The organism is Streptomyces pseudovenezuelae (assembly GCF_029892565.1).
Classification (GTDB): Bacteria; Actinomycetota; Actinomycetes; order Streptomycetales; family Streptomycetaceae; genus Streptomyces; species Streptomyces pseudovenezuelae_A.
In genome coordinates, this window is the sequence record NZ_JARXVH010000023.1 from 1 (window position 1) to 20,451 (window position 20,451).

Sequence of the window (20,451 nt, forward strand, 5' to 3'; positions counted from 1 at the left end):
TGGGCGGTCATCGATGGCAGACCTGTCCTGGCCACCGGCGGTGACGACGCCACGGTGCGGCTGTGGGATCTGAGCGACCCCGCCGCACCCACCCCACTGGGGCAACCCCTGACCGACCAGAGCCGTGAGGTGCTGTCGGTGGCCTGGGCAGTCATCGATGGCAGACCTGTCCTGGCCACCGGCGGCTACGACGATACGGCGCGGCTGTGGGATCTGCGCGACCCCGCCGCACCCACCCCACTGGGGCAACCCCTGACCAGCCATAGGGGTGTGGTGCTGTCGGTGGCCTGGGCGGTCATCGATGGCAGACCTGTCCTGGCCACCGGCGGTGACGACGCCACGGTGCGGCTGTGGGATCTGAGCGACCCCGCCGCACCCACCCCCCTGGGGCAGCCCCTGACCGTCCCCAACGGCTCGGTGCTGTCGATGGCCTGGGCAGTCATTGACGGCAGACCTGTCCTGGCCACCGGCGGCTACGTCGACGGGGTGCAGCTGTGGGAGGTGGTGGAGGACCGGCCGGTGGAGCGGCTCCCCTCCTACCGTTCCGATGCGACGTCGACGGGTGATGACCTGTCTCGGGCTAGCGAGGCCCGCGCGCTGGCGGAGTTGGTGACCTCCCGCTCGGCCAGGCCGCCGCTGGCGGTGGGACTGTTCGGCGACTGGGGCGAGGGCAAAAGCCACTTTCTGGAACTGATGCAGCAGCAGGTCATATCGGTCGCTCGGTTGAACAACCCTCTGGCCCACCACTCGGTGCGCCAGGTGCGGTTCAACGCCTGGCAGTACGCCGAGACCAGGCTGTGGGCCAGCCTGGTCGCCGAGCTCTTCGCCCAGCTCGCCGCCGCCCCTGCCCAGGACAGCGGTACCACCCAGCGCCAGCTCTCGCGACTGTCGGCGGACCTGGTCGCCCAACGCGAGCTCCCACGCCGGCTGCGCGCCGCGCGCCAGCGCCGCGACCAGCTCCAGGCGGCCCTGACCACCCGCGGATCGCGCTGGTCCCAGCTGTCCGAGGAGCAGCGCCTGGACTGGGCGGCGGTGGCCGGGGACAGCGGGGAGCCCGGGGAACTGTACGAGCGGATGCGCGGCGGGGGCCAGCTGGTGCGTGGGACGGTGCGCGCCGGGTTGCGGCTGGTGCGGAGCAATCCGCGCAGTGTCGTTGGGGGCTTCCTGCTGTCGGTTTTGGTCCTGGCGGTGATGTCGGCGGGGGCGATCTGGGGACCGCCGGTGTGGGCACGCCTGGTGGCCGGGTTGCCGGCGCTGGCCTACATCGGATTCTTGCTGGGCAAGGTGCGCCAGGCGAAGGAGATGGGCGATCCGGTCCGCGAACGGTTGCAGGCCGTCGTGGAAGGGTGGCGGGACCGGCTGCAGACGGCAGCCGACGTCGCGGCGGGGGAAGTTGCCGCGCTGGAGCGAGAGGTGCAGGATCTGACCGCCGCGGGCCAGTTGGCCGGGCTCGTCTCCCAGCGTGCAGCCGGCGGTGACTACCGCACCCACCTGGGGCTGATGACGCAGATCCGCGAGGACTTCCAGCGCATGGCCGCCCTGCTTGCCGACGCGGGCAGCGGAGCGGGCGAGGCGGCCGAGGACATCGCGGGCGACAGGCTCCCGGCGGTCGACCGGATCATCGTCTACATCGACGACCTGGACCGCTGCCCGCCGTCCCGGGTGGTGGAGATGCTCGAAGCCGTCCATTTGCTGCTGGCCGTGGATCTGTTCGTCGTGGTGGTCGCCATCGATCCGCGCTGGCTGCTGCGGGCCATCGCCGCGCACTACCGCGACATCCTCGGCATCCCCGCCCCAGACACCCCGGGGGCGCTTGAGGGCCTGGTGGACCCCGACGACGAGGAACTGTGGCAGTCCACTCCCGCCCAGTACCTGGAGAAGATCTTCCAGGTCGTCCTCACCCTGCCCGCCCTGGACACCGCCGGGTACCAGCGCATGATCCGCTCCCTGGTGGGCACCCGCATCGACCAGAGCACCCCGCTTCCTTCCGCTCCGACCACCCCGGGCCCCACGCCGGGCGCTCCTGCCGCCACCGCACCAGCCAGGCCCTCCTCAGCCGTGGCGGACCCGCAGGAGCAGGGCGTCCGCCTCCCTGCCCCGCGCGTCATCGAACGGGTCGACCCGCTGACCCTGGACCCCGGCGAGATCGCCCTGATGGACCTCCTGGGGCCCCCGCTACTCGTCTCCACCCCTCGCGCCGTGAAACGCCTTGCCAACAGCTACGGCCTGCTCACCGCCCTGCGCCGCACCCAGCGCGCCCACGACTTGGCCGAACAACCCGCCACCACCGCGACCTCAACTCCCTACCATCCCTACCGCGCCGGTCTGGTCCTACTGGCCGCCCTGGTCGCCTACCCGCAACTGGGGCCGGCCCTGTGCCTGCACCTGCACCGCACCAGCCGGACCGACCCGCAGCAGACCTGGGCACAGTTCCGCACCGACCTCCAACCCCAGCGCAACCCCGCAGGCGGTCCCTGGTCCAACCCCGCCGACCCGAAGATGACTCCCGTTCAGGCCCAGCAGTGGACCTCCCTGCTCGGCGCCCTGCACCAGGTGACCGCCCGGGCCGCCGCGGTCGGCCTGCCGCTCCCCGAACTGCTCGGGGCATGGGGCGACTGGGTGGTCCCGGTCGCCCGCCTGTCCTTCCCCGCGGGGCGGATCATCTCTCTCCTGGACCGTTGACCAACCGCGTAGCACAGCAGTCTTGGACCAAGATCACCCCTTGCTCCTTCTCCTCTTGGCCGACCCCGGGGAGAGACCGCCCAATAGCCAGCCAGGTCCAGCGGGTGACGCACTGTCCGGGGCGGCAGGAGGCACGCTTGACCGGTCGGCACGGACCGCACACTCCACGAGCGGCCGGGCGCGACAACGCGCATGACGCTTGCTGAGACTCCCCACTCCGTTGAACGCCGGACCGATTGGAGCGAGGAGCAGCCCCGGCCGTTTTCCGAGATCCTCATCACGGTAAGTGGGCCCGGATGCGCATCCAGATTGCGCAGCCAGCGGAGGTCTGCGCACCGAAACCTGGTCGCGCCCCCTGTGCGGTTGCGTGGCGCGTCGCCGCGGATCGACCCCGAAGTTCCCTCCGCCCCCTGCCATCGTCCTGACGAGCGTCGAGCCCGCGTGTCCCGGTCTGAGGTGTCGCGACGGCCAGTCGAGCCCCGACCATGACCCCGACCATGGCTGTTGTGCCCGGTTCGTGACCGTGGTCGGGGTCTTGTGGTCGGTGGTCTGGTCGGAGGTGCTGGGTTTTCTCGAGGTCAGCAAGTACCCGCCCTGACCTGGGAGTTCCACCATGCCCCCTGACACGCAGGCCCCGCAGAGCGAGGCTGGCGCCCCGACGGCTGCGGGCGCCCAGTTGGAGAGGATGCGCAGGCACGTCCGCCTCTCCCGGCTGGCTCTGCTCACCGCGATCGCGGCCGGCCCCGTCGCCCTGGGCGTCGCAGTGTGGTCCGGGGCGACCACCGTGGCGGCCGCCCCTTCCGTGAAGCCCACCCCCGTGCGCACCGGCGCACTCGCCGTCGACCCGTGCGGCTTTGCGCAGTTGTTCGTCGGCGCGTGGCTGCGCAGCAGCGCGGACGATGCGACGAGTGCGCAGGCGCTGCTTGCTCAGTCACTCGCTCCGGATGTCGAGTTGCCCGACCCGGCCGCTGATGCGCACACGGCGCCTGAATCGGTGACCGCGGTGCGCAGTGCGCAGCGTGACGCCGACGTGTGGTCGGTGACGGTGGCTGCGCAGTACTCCGACCAACCGGTGAGGTACTACGTCGTGCCGGTAGCCGCTGACGCCTCGTTCTCGGTGACCGGTGCTCCCGCTGTGGTCGCCGCCCCGGCCCGGGCCGAGATACCCACGTCGCCGTACGGCGTGACCGTCCCCGACGGTGATCTCTCCTCCGCCGTCGGCGCGTTCCTGGCCGCCTACCTGACCGGAGCCGGCGAAGTCGACCGCTATCTCGCGCCGGGGGTGAAGCTCACCGCCGTCTCCCCCGCTCCGTACACCGCGGCAGCCGTCCAGCAGATTGTGGCCGTCGAACAGACCGCGGCCGCGGAGAAGGCCCCGGCCGACGGGACCAGGGTCCGGGTGCGCGTGGCAGTGGAGGCCCGGGATGCCTCCGGGCGCTGGCCGCTGGCATACGAACTCACGCTCACATCCCGCTCCCGCCGGTGGGAAGTCGCCGCGCTTCAGACCGGCACAGCCCAGAACGGGGGTGCGCGGTGAACACGGCACACCACCTGATGCTCGCCGGACAGCTGGACGACCTCGGCAACTCGTGGATCACCATGCTGAAGAACTGGGCAACCAGAGGCCTGCAGGCCGGTCTGCTCGTCCTCGTCGTCGTGATCATGATCCAGAAGTTCAGCCTCAAGGCGGGCATCGGCGCCCTACTGCTGATGATCATCGCGCTCGGTCTCTACAACTCCCGCGAGTCCCTGGCGGGCATGTTCGAGGACGAGGTGAAGAACCCGTCCAAGGGCGCCCCTGCCCTCCCCGGCGTCGTCCAGTCCGAACTCCCGGCCTCTCATGGCCACTCGCTCCGCGTCGGCGGCCGGCTGTGAGCGCGGCTGCCGGCCGGGTGGGCCGCTTCTACACTGCCGCTCGCCGTCACCCCTGGGTGCTGGGCAGAGTCGCCGACTGGAAGATTCCCCTCGGGCCGTACACCCCCGCGCAGATCGCGCTCGCCGTCGTCGGCGGCTTCCTCCTGGTGAAGACCATCAGCTGGTGGTCGTGGACGGGGCCGATCCCCATCGTCGCCTGGCTGCTGGCCATCTGGGCGGTACGCCAGCCCAAGGTCCGCGGCCGAGCCCCGATACAGGCCGCACTCGGCTGGGCGCTGCTGGGCTGGCAACCCCGTGGCGGCCGCATCGGCGGCCGCGCCGCCCACGACCGCTCCGCCCGCCCGTTCCTCGGCGGTTTCACGATCGAGAACATGCCCTCCCCCACAGCACCGGCCACACCAGCGCGGGTTGCAGGGACGTCCTCCGCCCGGGCACCACGTCACCCCAGACCTCGCCTTCGGGAAGTCGTGCGGCAGGTAGCGCCACTGCACGCCGGTGCGGTCCACGTACAGAATCGCGTTCATGATCTCGCGCAGGTCGTGCTCGGGTGGTCGGCCGAAGCCCAGGGCCCGGCCGTGGCGTTCGTAGCGCCAGGCCGCCAGGACCGGCTCGATCAACTCCCAGCGGGCATCGGACAGATCGCTCGGATACGGGCGCCGTTCGCTCATGACCTGGGCATACCGCCCGGAATCGAGTGCGCCCAGGCGTGCGTTCGCGGCCATGGGGGCACCGCGCGGAACCGGGCGTCCTGGAAGGAGACAGGCGCAAACCGACTCCCGCCCCAGGCGACACACCACCCGGCTCCCGCACCCCAACTGCATCAGACACCGCACCAACACCACACACTGCCACCTCTCAAATCATAAGGTAGTGGTATTTCACTGGTTAAAACGACCTCTTAGTAGGTGTTTTTGAACTTGACAGCGGGTTAGGACTCTTGGCTCGTGCTTCAGTCAGAAGGTGCCTCGCGTTCGTCGCTGCGGGGTCATCGACTGTTGTCGAGGGCGGAGAGCGCAACACCGGTTGGTTCCTCTCTCACGTGGCGGCTGGTGCGTGTTCGCGGCTCTCGGTGAATGTGCTGTGTCGGTAGAACGAGTAGGCCTTGCTCACTGCCTGGAGGAGGTTGGCAAGGGTGAGAGCCGTCCATAGGGCGGCAAGCCCTCCGGCTGTGGCTACCGGAGCGGCGACAGCGGCCAGGACTCCGTAGCAGATGAAGGTCGACACGAAACTCGGCACGGTGCGCTTGAGACCGATGAGGCCGAAGCCGACGACTGCCTGCAGCGCGTCGGTGACGACCACGGCCAGCACCAGAGGCAGAAGGTCCGTGATCTGTGGCCGCACACCAACATCCTGGGTGAACAGCGGAACGACCCATGAACTGAGGACGATCACCGTTGCCGCGATGAACACCACAACGACCAGTGCCAGCCCGGTTCCCGCCCGAACGCTGCGCCGGATACGCGCGCTGTCGTGCTTCGTTGCGTAGTCGGAGATCAGAGGGATGGTGGCCTGGCCTACCGCCACTGCGGCTGTGAAGATGACGTTGACCAGGGAGATGCCGACGCTGTGCACCGCAGCGCTGTCCGTCCCGATCCTGGCCGCCGCGAAGGTCAATACGCCCAGGACCGCGAACTTGACGAGTACCGTGCCGGCCAGCGGAATCCCCACGGTGCCCAATGCCCAGACCTGCTTCACATTGGGCCGGCCCGGATACAAAGAGCGGCCTCCGAGCACGGTAGAGCGTCGGATGGCCACCTGGTTGACAAAGGCGCTGATCACGCTGGCGGCGAGCATGGCGATGCCTGCCCCGCTCAGGCCGTAGCTGGGCAGCGGGCCGGGGCCACCCACGAGGAGGACGGACAGCGTGGTGGATGCGGCGGTGCCGAGCAGTCCGGCCCGCATCACCAACTTTGAGTGGCCCAGTGCCACCAGAACGGACGTGGCTGACGAGCTGACCGCGATGGCGAGCACGCTACCGGCCAGCAGAAAGGGGAAGATCCCCAGCTGGTCGAGGGCGGTGCGGGGAACCCCGGCCGCTTGGCCGATCAGAGGAACAGATGAGACCGCCGCCGCGGCGATGGCGCCGACGGTGATCGCGAGCCATGTCCCGCTGCGCACTACGGGCAGGAGACGGCCAGGATCCTCCTTGCTTGGCGTGACAAACGGCATCACGCCGCGCAGCGCGCCCGCCACCGTGGCGGTAGCGGGGCTGAACACGGCCATGGCAACGGCGAAGGCCGCGAGGGTGGCGGTGGCGTGGTTGCCGAGCAGCGCGGTGTCGACCAGAGCACCAGCTGAGGCGGCGATCATCGTCAGGTACAGCGGGAGCGCTGCCGCCGCTATCCCGATCCACGTACTGCGTTCGGCTGGTCTAGTCCCCATGCTGATCACGGGTTCGATCATCACACTGCGGGAGTCGACTGTCGGACCGCATCGAAGATTTCAGTAGCGCACGATTTGCTTCAGTGGCGCACCGATGATTGCAGTGATGCCCCTATGGGGCGCGCGGTCTGAGCAACTATCTGGCCGTGCTCGATCGTCCTCCAGGCATGACGCACCCGAGCCCTGCACCGTCCCTGGCTCCGCCTGACTGGCCGCACTGCGGCCACGGAACTACATCCGAGGATCCGGTCGGCTGCCGCGGCATCCACGTTCCCGGCCACACCGCATGCCTCGCCCACCTGACCGACCTCGACCGCGGCGCCTACCTGGCTGGCCTGGCCCCCGGCAGTGACATCGACCACTGCGGCACCGCTTTCACTGAACCCCTCCTCGGCGCCCTCCTCGACGCGCTTCGCGACCCCGCCACCGGACACCCCTGCTTCGGTTCCGCCTGGTTCAACTCGGTGACCTTCCAGGGCGCCGCACGGTTTGAATCGGCGACGTTCCAGGACACAGCCCAGTTCAACTCTGCGACCTTCCACGGCCCCGCTGAGTTCGACTCCGCGACCTTCCAGGACTCAGCCGAGTTCGACATGGCGATCTTCCAGGGCACCGCCAATTTCAAATCGGCGACCTTCCAGGACACCGCCTGGTTCGACAGCGCAACTTTCTCCGGCGACACGGAGTTCGCCCTCGCGACCTCCACCAACCGCGCCTGGTTCCGCAGGGCGCGGTTCGAGATGACGGCGTACATGAGCTTCACGTCAGGTGGGTTGGTGATGTTGGACGGTGCGGTCTTCCACCAACCGGTGTCAGTGTTCATCGTCACCCGCAGGGTGAGCTGTGGGCGCACGCGGTGGGCAGCGACAGCTACGCTGCATCTGCTCTTTGCCGAACTGCACCTGAACGATGCGGTTTTCGAGCACCCAGTGGTGGTCACCGGCAGCCGCGGCGCACTTAGTCGGGAGGATTTGCTGCCGGAAGGACTAGATGATCAATTCCAAGGGGTTGGCGATCCTAGTGCAGCGCCGCGTTAATTCGTTGAGGGGCAAGGTGCCTTCAGCGGGGTGCCGTCGTATGTCCATCGGTAGGGCCTGGCTGTCTCGTTGTGCAGGATCGTGAATGCTTCGATCTTGTCAATGAGGTCGCTGCGGCTGGGGAAGTCGCCGTAGCGCAGCACGCGTTTGGTCAGAGTGGAGAACCAGATCTCGATCACGTTGAGCCAGGAGGCATGCGGCGGGGTCCGGTGTAGATGCCAGCGCGGATGGGCCTGGAACCAGGCTTTCGTGCGTTTCGCGGTATGGCTTGAGCCGTTGTCGAGCACGAGATGGATCTCATTGGCCGGGTCGATGGCGGCGTCGAGCCTTCCGAGGAACTCGACGAAGGTCATCGCGTTGTTGCGGGATATTGGCTCGGTGATGACCTGGCCGGTGTCGATGTCCATCGCGGCGATGATCGAGACGGTGCCGTGGCGGATGTACTCGAGCTCCTGGCGTGCGAGCCGGCCCACGGCGGCGCTCTGGCTGGCGTATTTGCGGGATTTGGCCTGGACGGAGGTCTTCTCGTCGATCGAGACCCGCACGGTTCCGGGCGGCGGTGCCAGGTACAGGCCGCACACGTCGATGGTCCGCTCCCAGAACGCGGGGTCGTCGCGGCGAGTGAGCCAGCCGCGGACCCGATGCGGGCGGATGTCCAGGTCGTTCAGGATCCGCCCGACCTGGGAGCTCGAGATCCCGAGGTTCGCCAGACGCTCGGCGATCCGCCGGTGGGACCACGTCGACTCCGGGTATGGCGGCGTGCTGGTGGCTGTGGCCACGATCTGGACGCGCGCTTGGGGCCCGTAGAGCGTCGGGCGCCCCGGGCGGTGGGCGTCGTCTAACCCGGGCAGCCCGTGGAGCACGAAGCGGCCACGCCATTTGCGCACCGTGTTCACGCTGGTGGCGCAGGCAACAGCGATCTGGCCGTTCGTCATTTCGTCCGCCGCGCCCAACACGATCCTGGCCCGTAGTACCTGCCGGACTTGCCCGGATGCGGACGCGGCGGTCCGCTCCAACTGCCTGCGGGTGGCCTCGTCCAGCACCACGGCCACCGCCGTCGCCCGCTCCATCCTCGCTTGTCCTCCTCTTACTGGTAAGCCGGTTCGTCTTGCTCTGTCGGATTGCCGGCGGGCGCAGTGGCCTGGCTTGATGCCGAGCGGAGGAGGACGGCCACGAGCACAGCTGCGGTGGCCATGGCCGCGCCGCCGCAGCGCAGGCCGTGGTCCAGACGGTGCCCACCGCACACCTGCGGTGGGCACCGGACTTGGGTGACGGGTGGGGAGGGGTCAGTGTTCGCTGACCTTGTCGGGGTCGGGGCGAAGGCTCGAGGCGTTGGCGGGGATGGTGTTTTCGGGTTCGTCGTGCGCCTCGATGGTGACGTGCGGTGTGATCTTGTCGAGCCAGGCCGGGTACCACCAGTTGGCGTTGCCGAGCCATTGCATGAGGGCGGGGACGAGCATGGGCCGGACGATGAACGCGTCGAGGAAGACGGCGAGGGCTAGGCCGAGGCCGAGGAGCTTGGTCGTCAGTCCGTTGCCGAGCAGGAATCCGCTGAACACGAGGATCATGATGAGGCCGGCTGCGGTGATGATGCCTCCGGTTTCGGACAGGCCGACGGTGACGGCGCGGTGGTTGTTGCGGCTGCGGACCCATTCCTCGTGGATGCGGCTGACGAGGAATACCTGGTAGTCCATGGAGAGTCCGAAGAGGATGGCGAAGAACAGCACGGGGAGGAAGGCTTCGATGGGGCCGCCGGCTCCCAGACCGAGGGGTTCGCTGAGCCATCCCCATTGGAAGATGGCGACGATGGCGCCGAATGAGGCGCCGGCGGCCAGCAGGTTCATGGCGGCTGCGGTGAGGGCGACGACGACGCTGCGGAAGGCGACCATGAGGAGCAGGAACGACAGGCCGACCACGGCGAGGATGAAGTAGATCATCTTGCTGGAGAGGGAGGCGGAGAAGTCGGCGAACATCGCGGTCTCGCCGTAGACGTAGATCTTGGTGTTGTCGTCTGGGTGCAGTGGCTTGAGGGCCGTGTCACGCAGGTGGTTGACCAGGTCGACGGTCCTCGCGTCCTGTGGGCTGCTGATCGACTTGAACGCGACCAGCGCGATGTCCTTGCTGATGGGGAGCGCGGTGATGCTGCTCGTGTTGACGTTGGGGACGCCGGTCAGGGTGTCGGTGACTGTGTTCAGGTAGGTCTTGTCGGTGGCGCGTGGTCCTGCGACGACCAACTGCAGGTTGGAGTTGTAGCCCTGCCCGTATGCCTCTTGGATCAGTTCGTAGCCCTTGCGGCTGGTGGAGGAGGCGGGGGTGTTGCTCTGGTCGGGGTGGCCGATGCGCATGGAGAAGAACGGAAGAGCCAGGACGGCCAGAATGGCGGCGGCGAGGACACCGGCGATCACAGATCGCCTCTGGACGAGGGTGGCCCAACGGGTCCACAAGGGCGTCGGGTTCGACGTGGCGCGGCGTGCGGCCCTCCGCGTGGTGATCGGCCGCAGCGCCCACTGCAGAAGGTAGAGCGCCCAGAACAGGACGCACACCGGCGGGATCACGCACAGCAAAATCTTGACAGTCTTGTCGGAGGGCAGCTCTTCGCGCTGGGAGCGTGGCAGGGCCCGTCGGCCGAGCAGCGACAGCATGGCCGGCAGCAGGGTCAGTGAGGCCAGCATCGTAAGGCTGACGGCGATCGCGGTGCCGATGGCCACGCCGTACAGGAAGCTGGCGCCGAGGGCACACAGGCCGAGGATGGCGATGCAGACGGTGATGCCCGCGAACAGCACGGCCCGGCCGGCGGTGCTCAGCGCGGCGGTGATGGAGTCCTCGACGCTCATGCCTTTGAGCAGGTTGCGCCGGTGGCGGGTGACGATGAACAGGGCGTAGTCGATGCCCACGCCGATCACCATCAGGTCGGCCAGGGCCGAGGTGAAGTCGGTGACTGGCATGACGTGGGTGAGCAGGGCGATCAGTCCCACGCCGCTGCCCAGGGCCGCGGCCGCGCTGATCATCGGCAGGAGAGTCGCGCCGAAGGTGCGGAAGACGATGGCGAGGATGACGAAGGCCGCGAGGAAGCCCAGGACCTGGGGGGAGAGCACAGGGGTGGGTGCGTCGACGCTGTCGAAGGAGTCACCGGTGAACTCGATCTGCAGGGTGTGCGAGCGCAGGGTTTTGAGGTGGTCGTAGACCACCTTGGGAGTGGTGTCGGCCGGTTTCGCCTCGTTGTAGGCGACCTCGACGATGGCCGTCTTCTTGTCCGGGCTGAGCAGGTCGGGCCGGGGTGCGGTATCGCTCCTGCCGTCGGACGAGGTGCAGGCGACCTGTCCCCATGGGGTGGTGATGGTGGCGATGTGGGCGTCCTTCACCCCGCAGACTGCCTTGTCGGCCCGCTGGATGAAGCCGTCGGGCTCGCTCGTCAGTGTGCCGGTCCTGGCATGCAGGACCAGGGTGCCGGTCGGGTTGCTCTGCTGGGCCAGGTGCGCCTTGGCCAGCAGGTCGGCTGCCGCCTGGGAGTCGGTGCCCGGCATCTTGAGGTCGTCCTTGTACCGGGCGCCGCCGGCCGATGAGGACAACACCTGGATCAGGACGATCGCCGCGATCCAGCCGATGATCACCCACCATCGGTGCCTGGTCGCGAACCTCGACAGAGCCTTCATCGGTGTCTCCACATGGTCGGCCGCTCATGGCGGGAAGCGGGCCCGCCCGGTGAGCCGGGCAGGCCAAAGGGTTCCTCGGTCAAAGAGGCAGCACGGCCAGCTGGGCCGACGGTCTTGAGCCGTGGGGAATGGCGCCAACGAGGCGGTGAGCGGACATCGCACTGCAGGTCAAAACGGGGGACGTGCCAGATGCTGGTCAGGCCGCACTGGCGGTGAAGCGCAGCAGGTTTCCTGAGGGGTCGTGCACCTGCAGCGTGGCTCCGGCCAGCACATGGGGATAGGAGGCCTCGGTGAGCCGTTGGGCCAGTGCGTGCACCTGCTGTGCCGTCGGCAGCAGCAGGTCGACCCCGATCAGGTGCGCGCTGTTCTCGGGTACGGGTTCGGTGCGGCCGGTGCTGAAGCAGTTGGTCACCACGAGCAGGGCGCGATGCTGGGTGACGCCGACGGCGAGGAACATCTGCCCCAGCCGGCCCTGGACATCGAGCCCGAGCAGGCCGGTGTAGAAGGGTTCGCTGTCCTGCAGCTCCGCGTCCGTCACCTTGAGCTGCACATGCCCCATCTCGGTGCCCGCCGGCAGCCCCTCGAACGGGGCGTCGGCGCCGGGTTCGCCGGTGAAGTCCTCCATCGTCAGCCGTTCCGCGACGACGGCCGGGCTTTCGCCCTGCCAGCGCCATTCCCGGCGCGGGCGGGCACAGGTGATCTCCACGCAATGGCCGTCGGGGTCATTGACGTAGCAGGAGCGGGCGACGCTGTGGTCGGCCAGTTTGGCATCGGTGTGCGTGGCCGTGTAGTGCTTCACGAACCGCGACAGATCTCCGGGCGTGGGGACCTGCGGCGCGAAGTGGCTCAGCCCCGGCCCCGAAGCAGGCGCGGGAATGGCCCCCGGGCGCTCCCTCAACTGGGCGAGCACGCGCCCCGGCACACCCACCGATGCACTGTCCGCAGTCTGGTCGAGGACCTGAAGGCCGATGGAGCGCGTGTAGTACTCCAGGCTGCGCTCAAGGTCTGCGACGGTCAACTCAACCGATCCGAGAGCCAGTTGGGCATCCATCCGCCCGGTCGGCCGTGAGGGTGCCATGGTCACTTCCCCTTCCCGGAAGCGGGGATGCGTTCGAACGGCCTGACGACCTTCGCCGCGACCCCCATGGCTTTGAAGAACAGAATCAGCTTCCCCGGCCGGCCCTTGACGAACATCAGGTCCAGGCCCCGCTGCGACCCCGCGGCAGCCTTCGCCCCGCGCGAGAACATCGTCTCCTCGTAGCGGGGCAGGGCCACTTCCACGTCGGCGCCGGAGACGATCTCGCGTGCGAGGTCGGCGCCGTCGATGAGCGCCACATTGGCGCCCTCGCCCGCGAACGGCGACATCAGGTGCGCGGCATCCCCAACGAGCGTCACACCGGGCACCCGCTCCCAGGTCAGACCTGTCGGCAGGGCATAGATCGGCCGGAGCCAGAACGCGTCGTCGCACCCACGGATCAGATCGGTCAGCTCGCCGGCCCAGTCGGGATACTCCCGCAGCAGCCCCGCACGGGCGGATGCCGGATCATCCCAGTCGATACCGCTGGTGGCGGCCCAGTCCTCGGCCACGCGCAGGCCACACCCGAGCGTGATGGTGTCCCCGCCGTGCCCGCCGATGTACTTGTTGTCCGACAGTGCGAAGAAGTTGCCCCGCCCGGTCAGTGCCAGCGCCTTCGGGTGCCTGGCCGCCGCGTCGGACAGCCGGAACTCCACCACAGTGATCCCGGTGTAGGAGGGTCTGGCGGGCGTCAGCAGCGGCCGGATCCGCGACCATGCGCCATCGGCGCCGACCACGAGATCGGCGCTCGCCGCCGCACCGTCGGCGAACTCGAGGGTGTGCCCACCGGGTGCGGGCCGCGCACCGGTCACCTTGCGCCCCCACGCGATCGTGCCGGGCTCCAGCGAGTCGATCAGCAGCTGCCGCAGATCGACCCGGCCGATCTCGGGACGGCCCCGGCCGCCCGGCGGCTCGCGCCGGTCGACATGCACCCGCCCGCTCTTGTCGAGCAGACGTATGTCCTCACCGCCGGTGTGCGTGCGCGCGAGGAACTGCTCATACAGTCCGGCCTCCTTCAGCGCGATCTGGCCGGTGTCGTCGTGGATGTCCAGCAAGCCGCCCTGAGGCCGCTCGTCCGGCGCCGCATCCGCCTCGTAAACAGTGACGGCAATGCCGTGGCGCTGGAGAATCCGCGCACAGACCAAGCCGCTCAAGCCTGCACCGACGACGGCAACGCTACGTCCCGACATGGACTCACTCCCTTTCTGGCTGCGGCGAAGGAGAAGGTGTCCGACGAGGTGCCGCAGAGCCCCGTCGCGGGAGCGCGCTCACGGGCACTGTCAGTCGTGTGTCCAGCGGCAACCACTACTGGAACGCTATTCGTCGCGAACAGTGTTCGTCAAGCAATTGACGGTGGGCGTTCGTGACGAATACCGTCTCCGCGTGCCTGAGAGAGATCCCTTCCGCGAATCCCATGTGGAGAGCCGCCGCAACCGACCGGCGAAACCGCCGCTGAGCCGGGACTCGATCGTCGATGAGGCGCTGCGCCAGATCAGCACAGAGGACAGCGCGCCCCTGAGCCTCCGCAAGATCGCGAAGGCGCTCGACACGGGGCCGGCTTCGCTGTACGCCTACGTCGACGGCATGAGCGAGCTGCAGGCCCTCGTCCTCGACCGTGCCCTGCAGGCGGTCGAGACCGGCGGTAAAGGCTCCTGGCGTGACCGACTCGAAGGACTTCTGCTCTCCTACGCGACGGTGCTGGCCCGCAGCCCCACCCTGGCCCGGATGGCGTTCCAGACCACCGCGGTCGGCCCCAACGCCTTGCGCATCAGCGAAGCCCTTCTCGAACTCCTCGCCGAGGCCGGCGTCGACCAGGCGAACGCAGCCTGGGCCATCGACCTGCTGACCATGTTGGTGACCGCCACCGTGGCGGAACACGCCCAGGACACAGGAGCGGCCAAGCCCGGCGGCCCGATCGAGCAGGCCCTCGCCCGGACGTCAGCCAGCCAATACCCCCGCGTCCACGCCGCTCGCGACGACATCCTCTCCGGCACCGGCGAAGAGCGATTCCACTGGGGAATCGACATCCTCATCCGAGGCATCCTCGCGCACCCCCAATCGCAGTGAGCACATCCGTCAGCAGCCGGTGAACCATCGTCAGCCCCACACAATCCGCCACGGCGCATGGACTATGGGCTCTGCTTTTCAGCGGGGAGCCCTCGGGCGGCCCCCTGCCTGACCTTCTGACCACCCCTGAAGGCGTCGAGACGAATGCCCTGGCTGGTCCGGAGCGAGACGAGCCGGGGTCTGGCCCCCACACGAGCCCCTCGACGCACTCCTGACGCAGCGGCCTTAAAGGCCGACAATCTTGGGCATGGATGCAGGACTCGTAGGAATGCTGACCGGCAGACAGCACCGCAATCAACCGCCTGGGCGCCTCCCGCCCGTAGAGCCCTCCTCGGTCACCAAGTTCGGCGAGGTGTGACATCCGTCACGGAGAATCGGACGCGATGGTCCGTCTTAGCGCGACACGCGCCAGAGGCTTGGCCCTGACCGAAAGCGACACGACCTGCGGGGGACACGACCTGCGGGGGACACGGTCTCTGCTGACACAAACCTCGTGCGTATACGTCGAGCCGTGACGGCTGCGAGTACAACATGCTGCCCGCCACCGCAGCGGCTGCCTGCGCTTGGACCCCGCGGCCTGGTTCACCGACCTCCCCCCAACGAATTAACGCGGCGCTGCACTAGGCGGCCTGCGTTCAGCAGGTGTGACCTTTCCGGCCGGTCTTCTGCGTGGGCGCGCACCAATGTGACGTCCGTTTCCTGCCAGCAACCGCCCGGGCGTCGATTCAGCATGGGCACATGACCAGATACACGGTGCTCCCTGTTGACGCAGCCGTCCTGAAGGAACTGCGGGTTCTCGACGACGCGGGCCGTCCCTGCGCCCCGTACATCGCGACCGGCGACGACGTGGGCTCTCCGCTGCGCTGCTGCCTGCGCCCCATCACGCTCGGCGAGCGGATCGCCCTTGCTTCGTACGCCCCGTTGCGTCGCTGGGCCGCCACGAGGGGTGCAGATCCGGGCGCGTACGACGAACAGGGTCCCGTCTTCATCCATGCCGACGACTGCGGCGGGTTCACACCCGGCGAAAACTACCCCTTCGCTCGGCCGGGAGCCCTGCGCACCGTGCGCCGCTATGACGCCCGGGGCCATATCGCAGGCGGCCGTCTTCTGGAGATTCCGGCCGACGCCACGACTGGCTTCGATGCAGCCTTCGACGATGCGTTCAACGATCCGGACGTGGTGCTCGTACACGTCAGGGCACTGGAATACGGATGCTTCCACTTCGAGGTGCGACGGCCCTCCGCCAAGGAGCAGTAGCAGCCGTGCCACCTGAATGATCGACTTCAAGGGATCGGCTGCGGGCATAAGACGAGGGAGTTCAACGTCGGTGTGTGAAGACAGAGTTGGACTCCCTCGCCACCGCACTGTACGTGAAGACCGACGACTTGCTGAAGGCATCACCGCATATCGCCCCGTGGCGGCCCGCAGTAGGCATCGTGCCGCAGCTGACCGACGCCGAGCTGGTCACGCTCGCCATGATGCAGGCCATGCTGGGCTTCACCTCCGAGGCCAGGTGGCTTCGCCACGCCCGCTTGCACCTGCGGCATCTCTTCCCTTACCTGCCCAAGCAGCCCGGCTACAACAAGCGGCTGCGCAAGGCCGCAGAGCTGCTGCGGCGGGTGACCCGGCTGTTGGCCACCGACACTTCTGTATGGAGCGACGACGTGTGGATCGTGGATTCCACGCCGGTGGAGTGCGGCCGTTCCCGCGAGACCGTCAAACGCTCCGATCTGGCCGGATGGGCCGAGTACGGGTACTGCGCCAGCCACAGCCGGTTCTTCTGGGGCCTGCGCCTGCACCTGGTGTGCACCCTGCAGGGTCTGCCGGTCGCCTTCACCCTGACCGGGGCCAAGGCCGACGAACGCGAGACCCTGCTGGACCTGCTCGCCGCCGAACCGCACCTCGTCGCTGCCCGGCCTGGACAGACGCTGATCGGCGACAAGAACTACTTCGGCCGCGACTTCGAGCACCAGATGGCCGAGCACGGCATCCGGCTGCTGCGGCCGGCCCGCAAGGGCGAGCCGGAACGGCCCGGCGCCCCGCTGTTCAAACCGTTGCGGCAGGCCATCGAGTCAGTCAACGAGACCTTCAAGGGCCAGCTCAACCTCGAACAGCACCGAGGCCGCACACCGGGCGGCGTGATCGCCCGCGTCATGCAGCGCATCCTCGCACTGACCGCCGCGATCTGGCACAACGACCACACCGGCCAACCCGTCCTGCGCTCACTGACCGCCTACGACCACTAGCAACAGATCCCTTGGAATCGATCATCTAGCGACCGCCTGTATGACTTGTGTGAAGATGCAATGAAACAGAGGGGTCGGGAGAGGGACCAGCAGCCCCCTCCCGACCCCTCCGCCTCTCGGCTACGCCCCGGGATGCAGTCCCAGCCAGCCAGGGGACGGGTCCCCCTTCACCTCACCGAAGTACAGCGCGAAGGTCTGCTTCCAGCGCTCGACCTCCGCACGGTCCGCCATGAAGCGGGGGAAGCCGTCGAGGTTCGCGTTCGGGTATTTCCAGACGGGCTTGAGGCCACCGGCGGGGGTGACGTCCGTCCGTACCGACCAGCCGTTGAACGCGTTCTGCTGCTGGGCGGTGGAGAGCTGCCAGTTGAGGTAGAGCTTGGCTGCCGTGGTGTTGCGGCCCTGCTTGAGGATCGCCACCCGCTGGCCCCAGGCCATGAAGGGGTGGCCTTCGGCGACGGCCCACCGGGAGGCCGCCGTGGACGGCGCCGCGAGCGAGCCCGAGCCGCCGACGCCGAGCGCCTTCTGTCCGCTGGAGACGGCCAGCCCGGGCGTGTACGTGCCACGCGCGAACTGGACGTCCTGGGCGGCGAACCTGGCGGCCCAGTCCCAGCCGTAGTGCTCGACGTACAGCTTGAAGAGGTAGAGGACGGCGTCGTCGTCGTTCGGGTAGGACGACGCGATCTGCCCCTTCCACTTCGGGTCGATCAGGTCGAGCGGGGACTTCGGAACGTCGGCGCCGACCGCGGCGACGTTGTACGAGTAGCTGAAGCCGATCACGGCGACGGCGGTCCAGGCGCCGTGCGGGTCCTTGAGAGCGTCGTACACCTTGGAGAAGCCCGCGGGCTTGTAGGACAGCAGGCGGCCCTGTCCCTTCCAGCGGGTGAAGTCCTGGAGGGTCTGGAGCTGGACGACGTCCGGGACGAGGGTGTCGGTCGCGAACTGGTTGTCGACGCGGGCGTCGTGGTACTTGCTGTAGTCCACGACGACCTTGAGGTCGATCTCCGGGAAGCGGGCCGCGAAGCCGTTGCGGATGCCGTCGCCCTGGCTGTCGATGTCGCCGCCCGAGTAGATGACGAGCTTGCCGCCCTCCGCCAGGGCGGCCTGGTACAGCTCGTCGAGGGTCCTGGTCTCCTCGGGGCCGCTGCCGGTCGCGGACTTGGCGGGGGCGGCCGAGGCGGGGGCGGCCGAGGCGGGGGATGCGGTGGTGCCGAGTGTGCCGAGGCTGAGCGCAGCCCCTGCTCCGGTGGCGAGAAGTCGTCGTCGGCTGGGCAAGTAGGTCACGGGATTTCGCTTTCTGTGTGGGGGAAGGGTGATCTCGGTTCAGGCGCGTTCCGCGGCCCGTGCGACTGCCTCGGCGAGCGTCGCCGCGACATCGTCGGGGTGGGACAGGTGCGGGGAACGACCGGCGTTGCGATGGTCAGTCGTTCATCGCGTCGCGGACGAGCGCGGTGTCGACGAACTGCTCGAAGCGGACGATGAGTCCGCCGCGGACGACGAAGTGATGGGCGACGCGCACGTCGATCGGCTTGCCGGTGGCCTTGTTGACGGCGGTGTAGCGGGCGAGGACGACGACGTTCTCGCCGTCGACGACGTAGGTGTCGTCGTGGGCGGTCCAACCGTCCCAGTCCTGGCCGAGCTTCTCCATCACGTGGGACGTGACGCCTTCGGGCGTGCGGTAGGTGCCGGCGAGCGGGAAGCCGGCCATCTCCGTCCACTCGACGTCGGGGGCGAGCGTGGCCCGCAGGGCCGCCAGGTCACCGGCCGCCGAGGCCAGGTACTGGCGGCGGACGACGTCGGCGGGGGCGGTGGAGGTCGCGAAGTCGGTGCTCTCGTACGACATGGCGGTCAGCCCCACTTCATCTCGCCCTTGGCGACCTTCGCCCCCAGCTGGGCGGCGATCAGCATGCCGTTGTCCGGGTAGCGCGCGACGAGGGCCTCGGTGAGCGCGGCGCCGTCGGCGGCCTTGTCCAGCTCCTCCTCGAAGGCGACCAGGTAGTCGCGGGTGCCGGTGATGGCGGAGGCGTCGGCGGAGGCGCCGGGGAGACGATGGCCGGGAACGACCAGCTCCGGCCGCAGGGCGGCCATCTCGTCGAGCAGGCCGATCCAGGTCGCGCGGGACTCGGGGGTGGCGGTGTCGGCGACCCACACGTGCTCCTTCTGGAAGAGGAGGACGCCGCCGAGGAGGGCACGGTGCTCGGCCTGCCAGAGGTAGTGGCGGTCGGGCAGTCCGGCGGGGGCGCCCTTGAGCTCGAAGCGGTGGTCCTCCAGGGTGAGGTCGCCGGTCAGCGGGGTGAGGTCCACCAGGCGGGTGGGCAGGTTCGGGCCGAGCGCCGCCCACGCCTTGAGCTTGCCCTCGTAGGAGTGCTGGATGTGCTCGATGACGATCGGGGTGGCGACGAAGACCGCGTCGGGGAAGGCGTCGGCGATGACCTCGGCGCCGAAGTAGAAGTCGGGGTCGGCGTGGCTGACGAAGACGGTGATGAGCTTCTTGCCGGAGTCGAGGATCTCGGCGGCCAGGCGGTGGCCGTCGGCGCGGGTGAAGGCGGCGTCGACGAGCAGCGCCTCGTTCTCGCCGGTGACGAGGGTGGCGGTCTTGTTCTTGCTGCCGGCCGGGAAGTCGAGGTCGAGGACCTTGAAGGAAAGAGTGCTCATGGCTGCTTCCTGACGTGAGGTGCTGGTTGGGGGAAACCGGCGCTCCGCCATGTGGCGGTGCGTCCTGGAAAGACGGGTGCGGCGCCCGATCGGACGTCAGCCCCGGCCGCTGCCGACGCGGCGGGCGACACCACGTGCTTGCGCTTGAGACGGGCTCCTCATGAGCGGGTGTACACCAAATGTGCCTGTCGACTCAGACAATATATCTGCCGCTACAGAGTCTGCAAGAGCAGAGTCTTCCGGTGTCGAAATTCTGGCATTCTGGTGAGGTGAACGAGCAACTGCTGAATGACGAGGACGTGACCCTCTTCGGTCTGTTCGTGGAGGCCCACGCATGCATCAAGCCACTGGTGAACCGCGATATCGGCATCCCCGACACCTGGTTCGAGGTACTGCTGCGACTGGGCCGCACACCCGGCCACCGGATGCGCATGACCGACCTGGCCGATGCCGTGTCCTTCAGCTCGGGCGGCTTCACCCGGCTCGCCGACCGCATCGAGAGGGAAGGGCTGATCCGCCGAGAGCCCGACCCCCGCGACCGGCGGGCGGCACTCGCCGTACTGACCGAGCAGGGCGGCGAAGCCCTCAACAAGGCGTTGACCGCCCATGTCTCCCACCTGCGCAGTCATGTCACGTCCGTGCTCTCAGCCGAAGATCGCTGCCACTTTGCACGCATCCTGCGCACACTCCGCGACGCCAACCAGTGAGCTCGGGCCGTAGACCCAGGCGATAGCTGCGGGCTCCGGACGATGGTCGGCGGTAACGGTCCTCGCACTCGGCCA

The 20,451-nt window shown here is 68.4% G+C and carries 16 protein-coding genes and 2 pseudogenes; 9 read left to right on the top strand and 9 right to left on the bottom strand.

Annotation, left to right across the window (positions count from 1 at the left end; all coding sequences use genetic code 11):
• From M2283_RS43715 to M2283_RS43730, 4 genes and pseudogenes are all read left to right on the top strand, one after another.
• Positions 1–2,682: P-loop NTPase fold protein (locus M2283_RS43715; RefSeq protein WP_280882167.1), on the top strand; the 2,682-nt coding region annotated here is incomplete at its 5' end.
• A gap of 613 nt (positions 2,683–3,295) precedes the next feature.
• The gene (locus M2283_RS43720; RefSeq protein WP_280882168.1) at positions 3,296–4,219 is read left to right on the top strand and encodes a conjugal transfer protein; all 924 of its coding nucleotides are present in this window, start codon (positions 3,296–3,298) and stop codon (positions 4,217–4,219) included.
• Positions 4,216–4,557: a hypothetical protein gene (locus tag M2283_RS43725; RefSeq protein ID WP_280882169.1), complete on the top strand. Its 342-nt coding sequence runs from the start codon at positions 4,216–4,218 to the stop codon at positions 4,555–4,557. Before M2283_RS43720 ends, M2283_RS43725 begins: the two co-directional genes overlap by 4 nt.
• A pseudogene (locus tag M2283_RS43730) lies at positions 4,554–4,925 on the top strand (hypothetical protein); the annotation flags it as partial. The gene M2283_RS43725 and the pseudogene M2283_RS43730, both read left to right, overlap by 4 nt.
• A gap of 90 nt (positions 4,926–5,015) precedes the next feature.
• Here the strand turns inward: M2283_RS43730 and M2283_RS43735 are convergent.
• A pseudogene (locus M2283_RS43735) lies at positions 5,016–5,225 on the bottom strand (transposase); the annotation flags it as partial.
• Positions 5,226–5,592: 367 nt separating this feature from the next.
• Complete coding sequence (locus tag M2283_RS43740; protein WP_280882170.1) at positions 5,593–6,960, bottom strand: MATE family efflux transporter; 1,368 nt, start codon at positions 6,958–6,960, stop codon at positions 5,593–5,595.
• A gap of 146 nt (positions 6,961–7,106) precedes the next feature.
• Here M2283_RS43740 and M2283_RS43745 point away from each other — a divergent pair, with 146 nt between their 5' ends.
• Positions 7,107–7,976, top strand: a complete 870-nt coding sequence (locus M2283_RS43745) for a pentapeptide repeat-containing protein (protein WP_280882171.1) — start codon at positions 7,107–7,109, stop codon at positions 7,974–7,976.
• On the opposite strand, the gene M2283_RS43750 is transcribed toward M2283_RS43745, so the two are convergent.
• The 4 genes from M2283_RS43750 to M2283_RS43765 all read right to left on the bottom strand — a co-directional run bounded on the left by M2283_RS43750 (position 7,973) and on the right by M2283_RS43765 (position 13,894).
• Complete coding sequence (locus tag M2283_RS43750; RefSeq protein WP_280882172.1) at positions 7,973–9,046, bottom strand: IS630 family transposase; 1,074 nt, start codon at positions 9,044–9,046, stop codon at positions 7,973–7,975. The two genes, M2283_RS43745 and M2283_RS43750, sit on opposite strands and share 4 nt — an antisense overlap.
• Positions 9,047–9,262: 216 nt before the next feature.
• Positions 9,263–11,629, bottom strand: a complete 2,367-nt coding sequence (locus tag M2283_RS43755; RefSeq protein WP_280882173.1) for an MMPL family transporter — start codon at positions 11,627–11,629, stop codon at positions 9,263–9,265.
• Positions 11,630–11,825: 196 nt separating this feature from the next.
• Positions 11,826–12,707: a VOC family protein gene (locus tag M2283_RS43760; RefSeq protein WP_280882174.1), complete on the bottom strand. Its 882-nt coding sequence runs from the start codon at positions 12,705–12,707 to the stop codon at positions 11,826–11,828.
• A gap of 2 nt (positions 12,708–12,709) precedes the next feature.
• Positions 12,710–13,894: an FAD-dependent oxidoreductase gene (locus M2283_RS43765; protein WP_280882175.1), complete on the bottom strand. Its 1,185-nt coding sequence runs from the start codon at positions 13,892–13,894 to the stop codon at positions 12,710–12,712.
• Positions 13,895–14,087: 193 nt separating this feature from the next.
• On the opposite strand from M2283_RS43765, the gene M2283_RS43770 reads away from it, so the two are divergent.
• From M2283_RS43770 to M2283_RS43780, 3 genes are all read left to right on the top strand, one after another.
• Complete coding sequence (locus tag M2283_RS43770) at positions 14,088–14,771, top strand: TetR/AcrR family transcriptional regulator (protein WP_280882176.1); 684 nt, start codon at positions 14,088–14,090, stop codon at positions 14,769–14,771.
• 738 nt (positions 14,772–15,509) lie between these two features.
• Positions 15,510–16,028, top strand: a complete 519-nt coding sequence (locus tag M2283_RS43775) for a DUF1203 domain-containing protein (protein WP_280882177.1) — start codon at positions 15,510–15,512, stop codon at positions 16,026–16,028.
• Positions 16,029–16,102: 74 nt separating this feature from the next.
• Complete coding sequence (locus M2283_RS43780) at positions 16,103–17,017, top strand: IS982 family transposase (RefSeq protein ID WP_280882178.1); 915 nt, start codon at positions 16,103–16,105, stop codon at positions 17,015–17,017.
• A 120-nt stretch (positions 17,018–17,137) separates the two neighbouring features.
• Here M2283_RS43780 and M2283_RS43785 read toward each other — a convergent pair whose 3' ends face one another.
• The 3 genes from M2283_RS43785 to M2283_RS43795 all read right to left on the bottom strand — a co-directional run bounded on the left by M2283_RS43785 (position 17,138) and on the right by M2283_RS43795 (position 19,669).
• Positions 17,138–18,298: an ABC transporter substrate-binding protein gene (locus M2283_RS43785; protein ID WP_280882179.1), complete on the bottom strand. Its 1,161-nt coding sequence runs from the start codon at positions 18,296–18,298 to the stop codon at positions 17,138–17,140.
• 136 nt (positions 18,299–18,434) lie between these two features.
• Positions 18,435–18,857 carry a nuclear transport factor 2 family protein gene (locus tag M2283_RS43790; RefSeq protein ID WP_280882265.1) on the bottom strand — a complete coding sequence of 141 codons (423 nt, stop codon included), beginning with the start codon at positions 18,855–18,857 and terminating at the stop codon, positions 18,435–18,437.
• Positions 18,858–18,862: 5 nt separating this feature from the next.
• Positions 18,863–19,669, bottom strand: coding sequence for an MBL fold metallo-hydrolase (locus M2283_RS43795; protein WP_266842436.1), 807 nt, complete (start codon positions 19,667–19,669; stop codon positions 18,863–18,865).
• A 269-nt stretch (positions 19,670–19,938) separates the two neighbouring features.
• On the opposite strand from M2283_RS43795, the gene M2283_RS43800 reads away from it, so the two are divergent.
• Complete coding sequence (locus M2283_RS43800) at positions 19,939–20,376, top strand: MarR family winged helix-turn-helix transcriptional regulator (protein WP_280882180.1); 438 nt, start codon at positions 19,939–19,941, stop codon at positions 20,374–20,376.
• Positions 20,377–20,451: the final 75 nt, after the last annotated feature.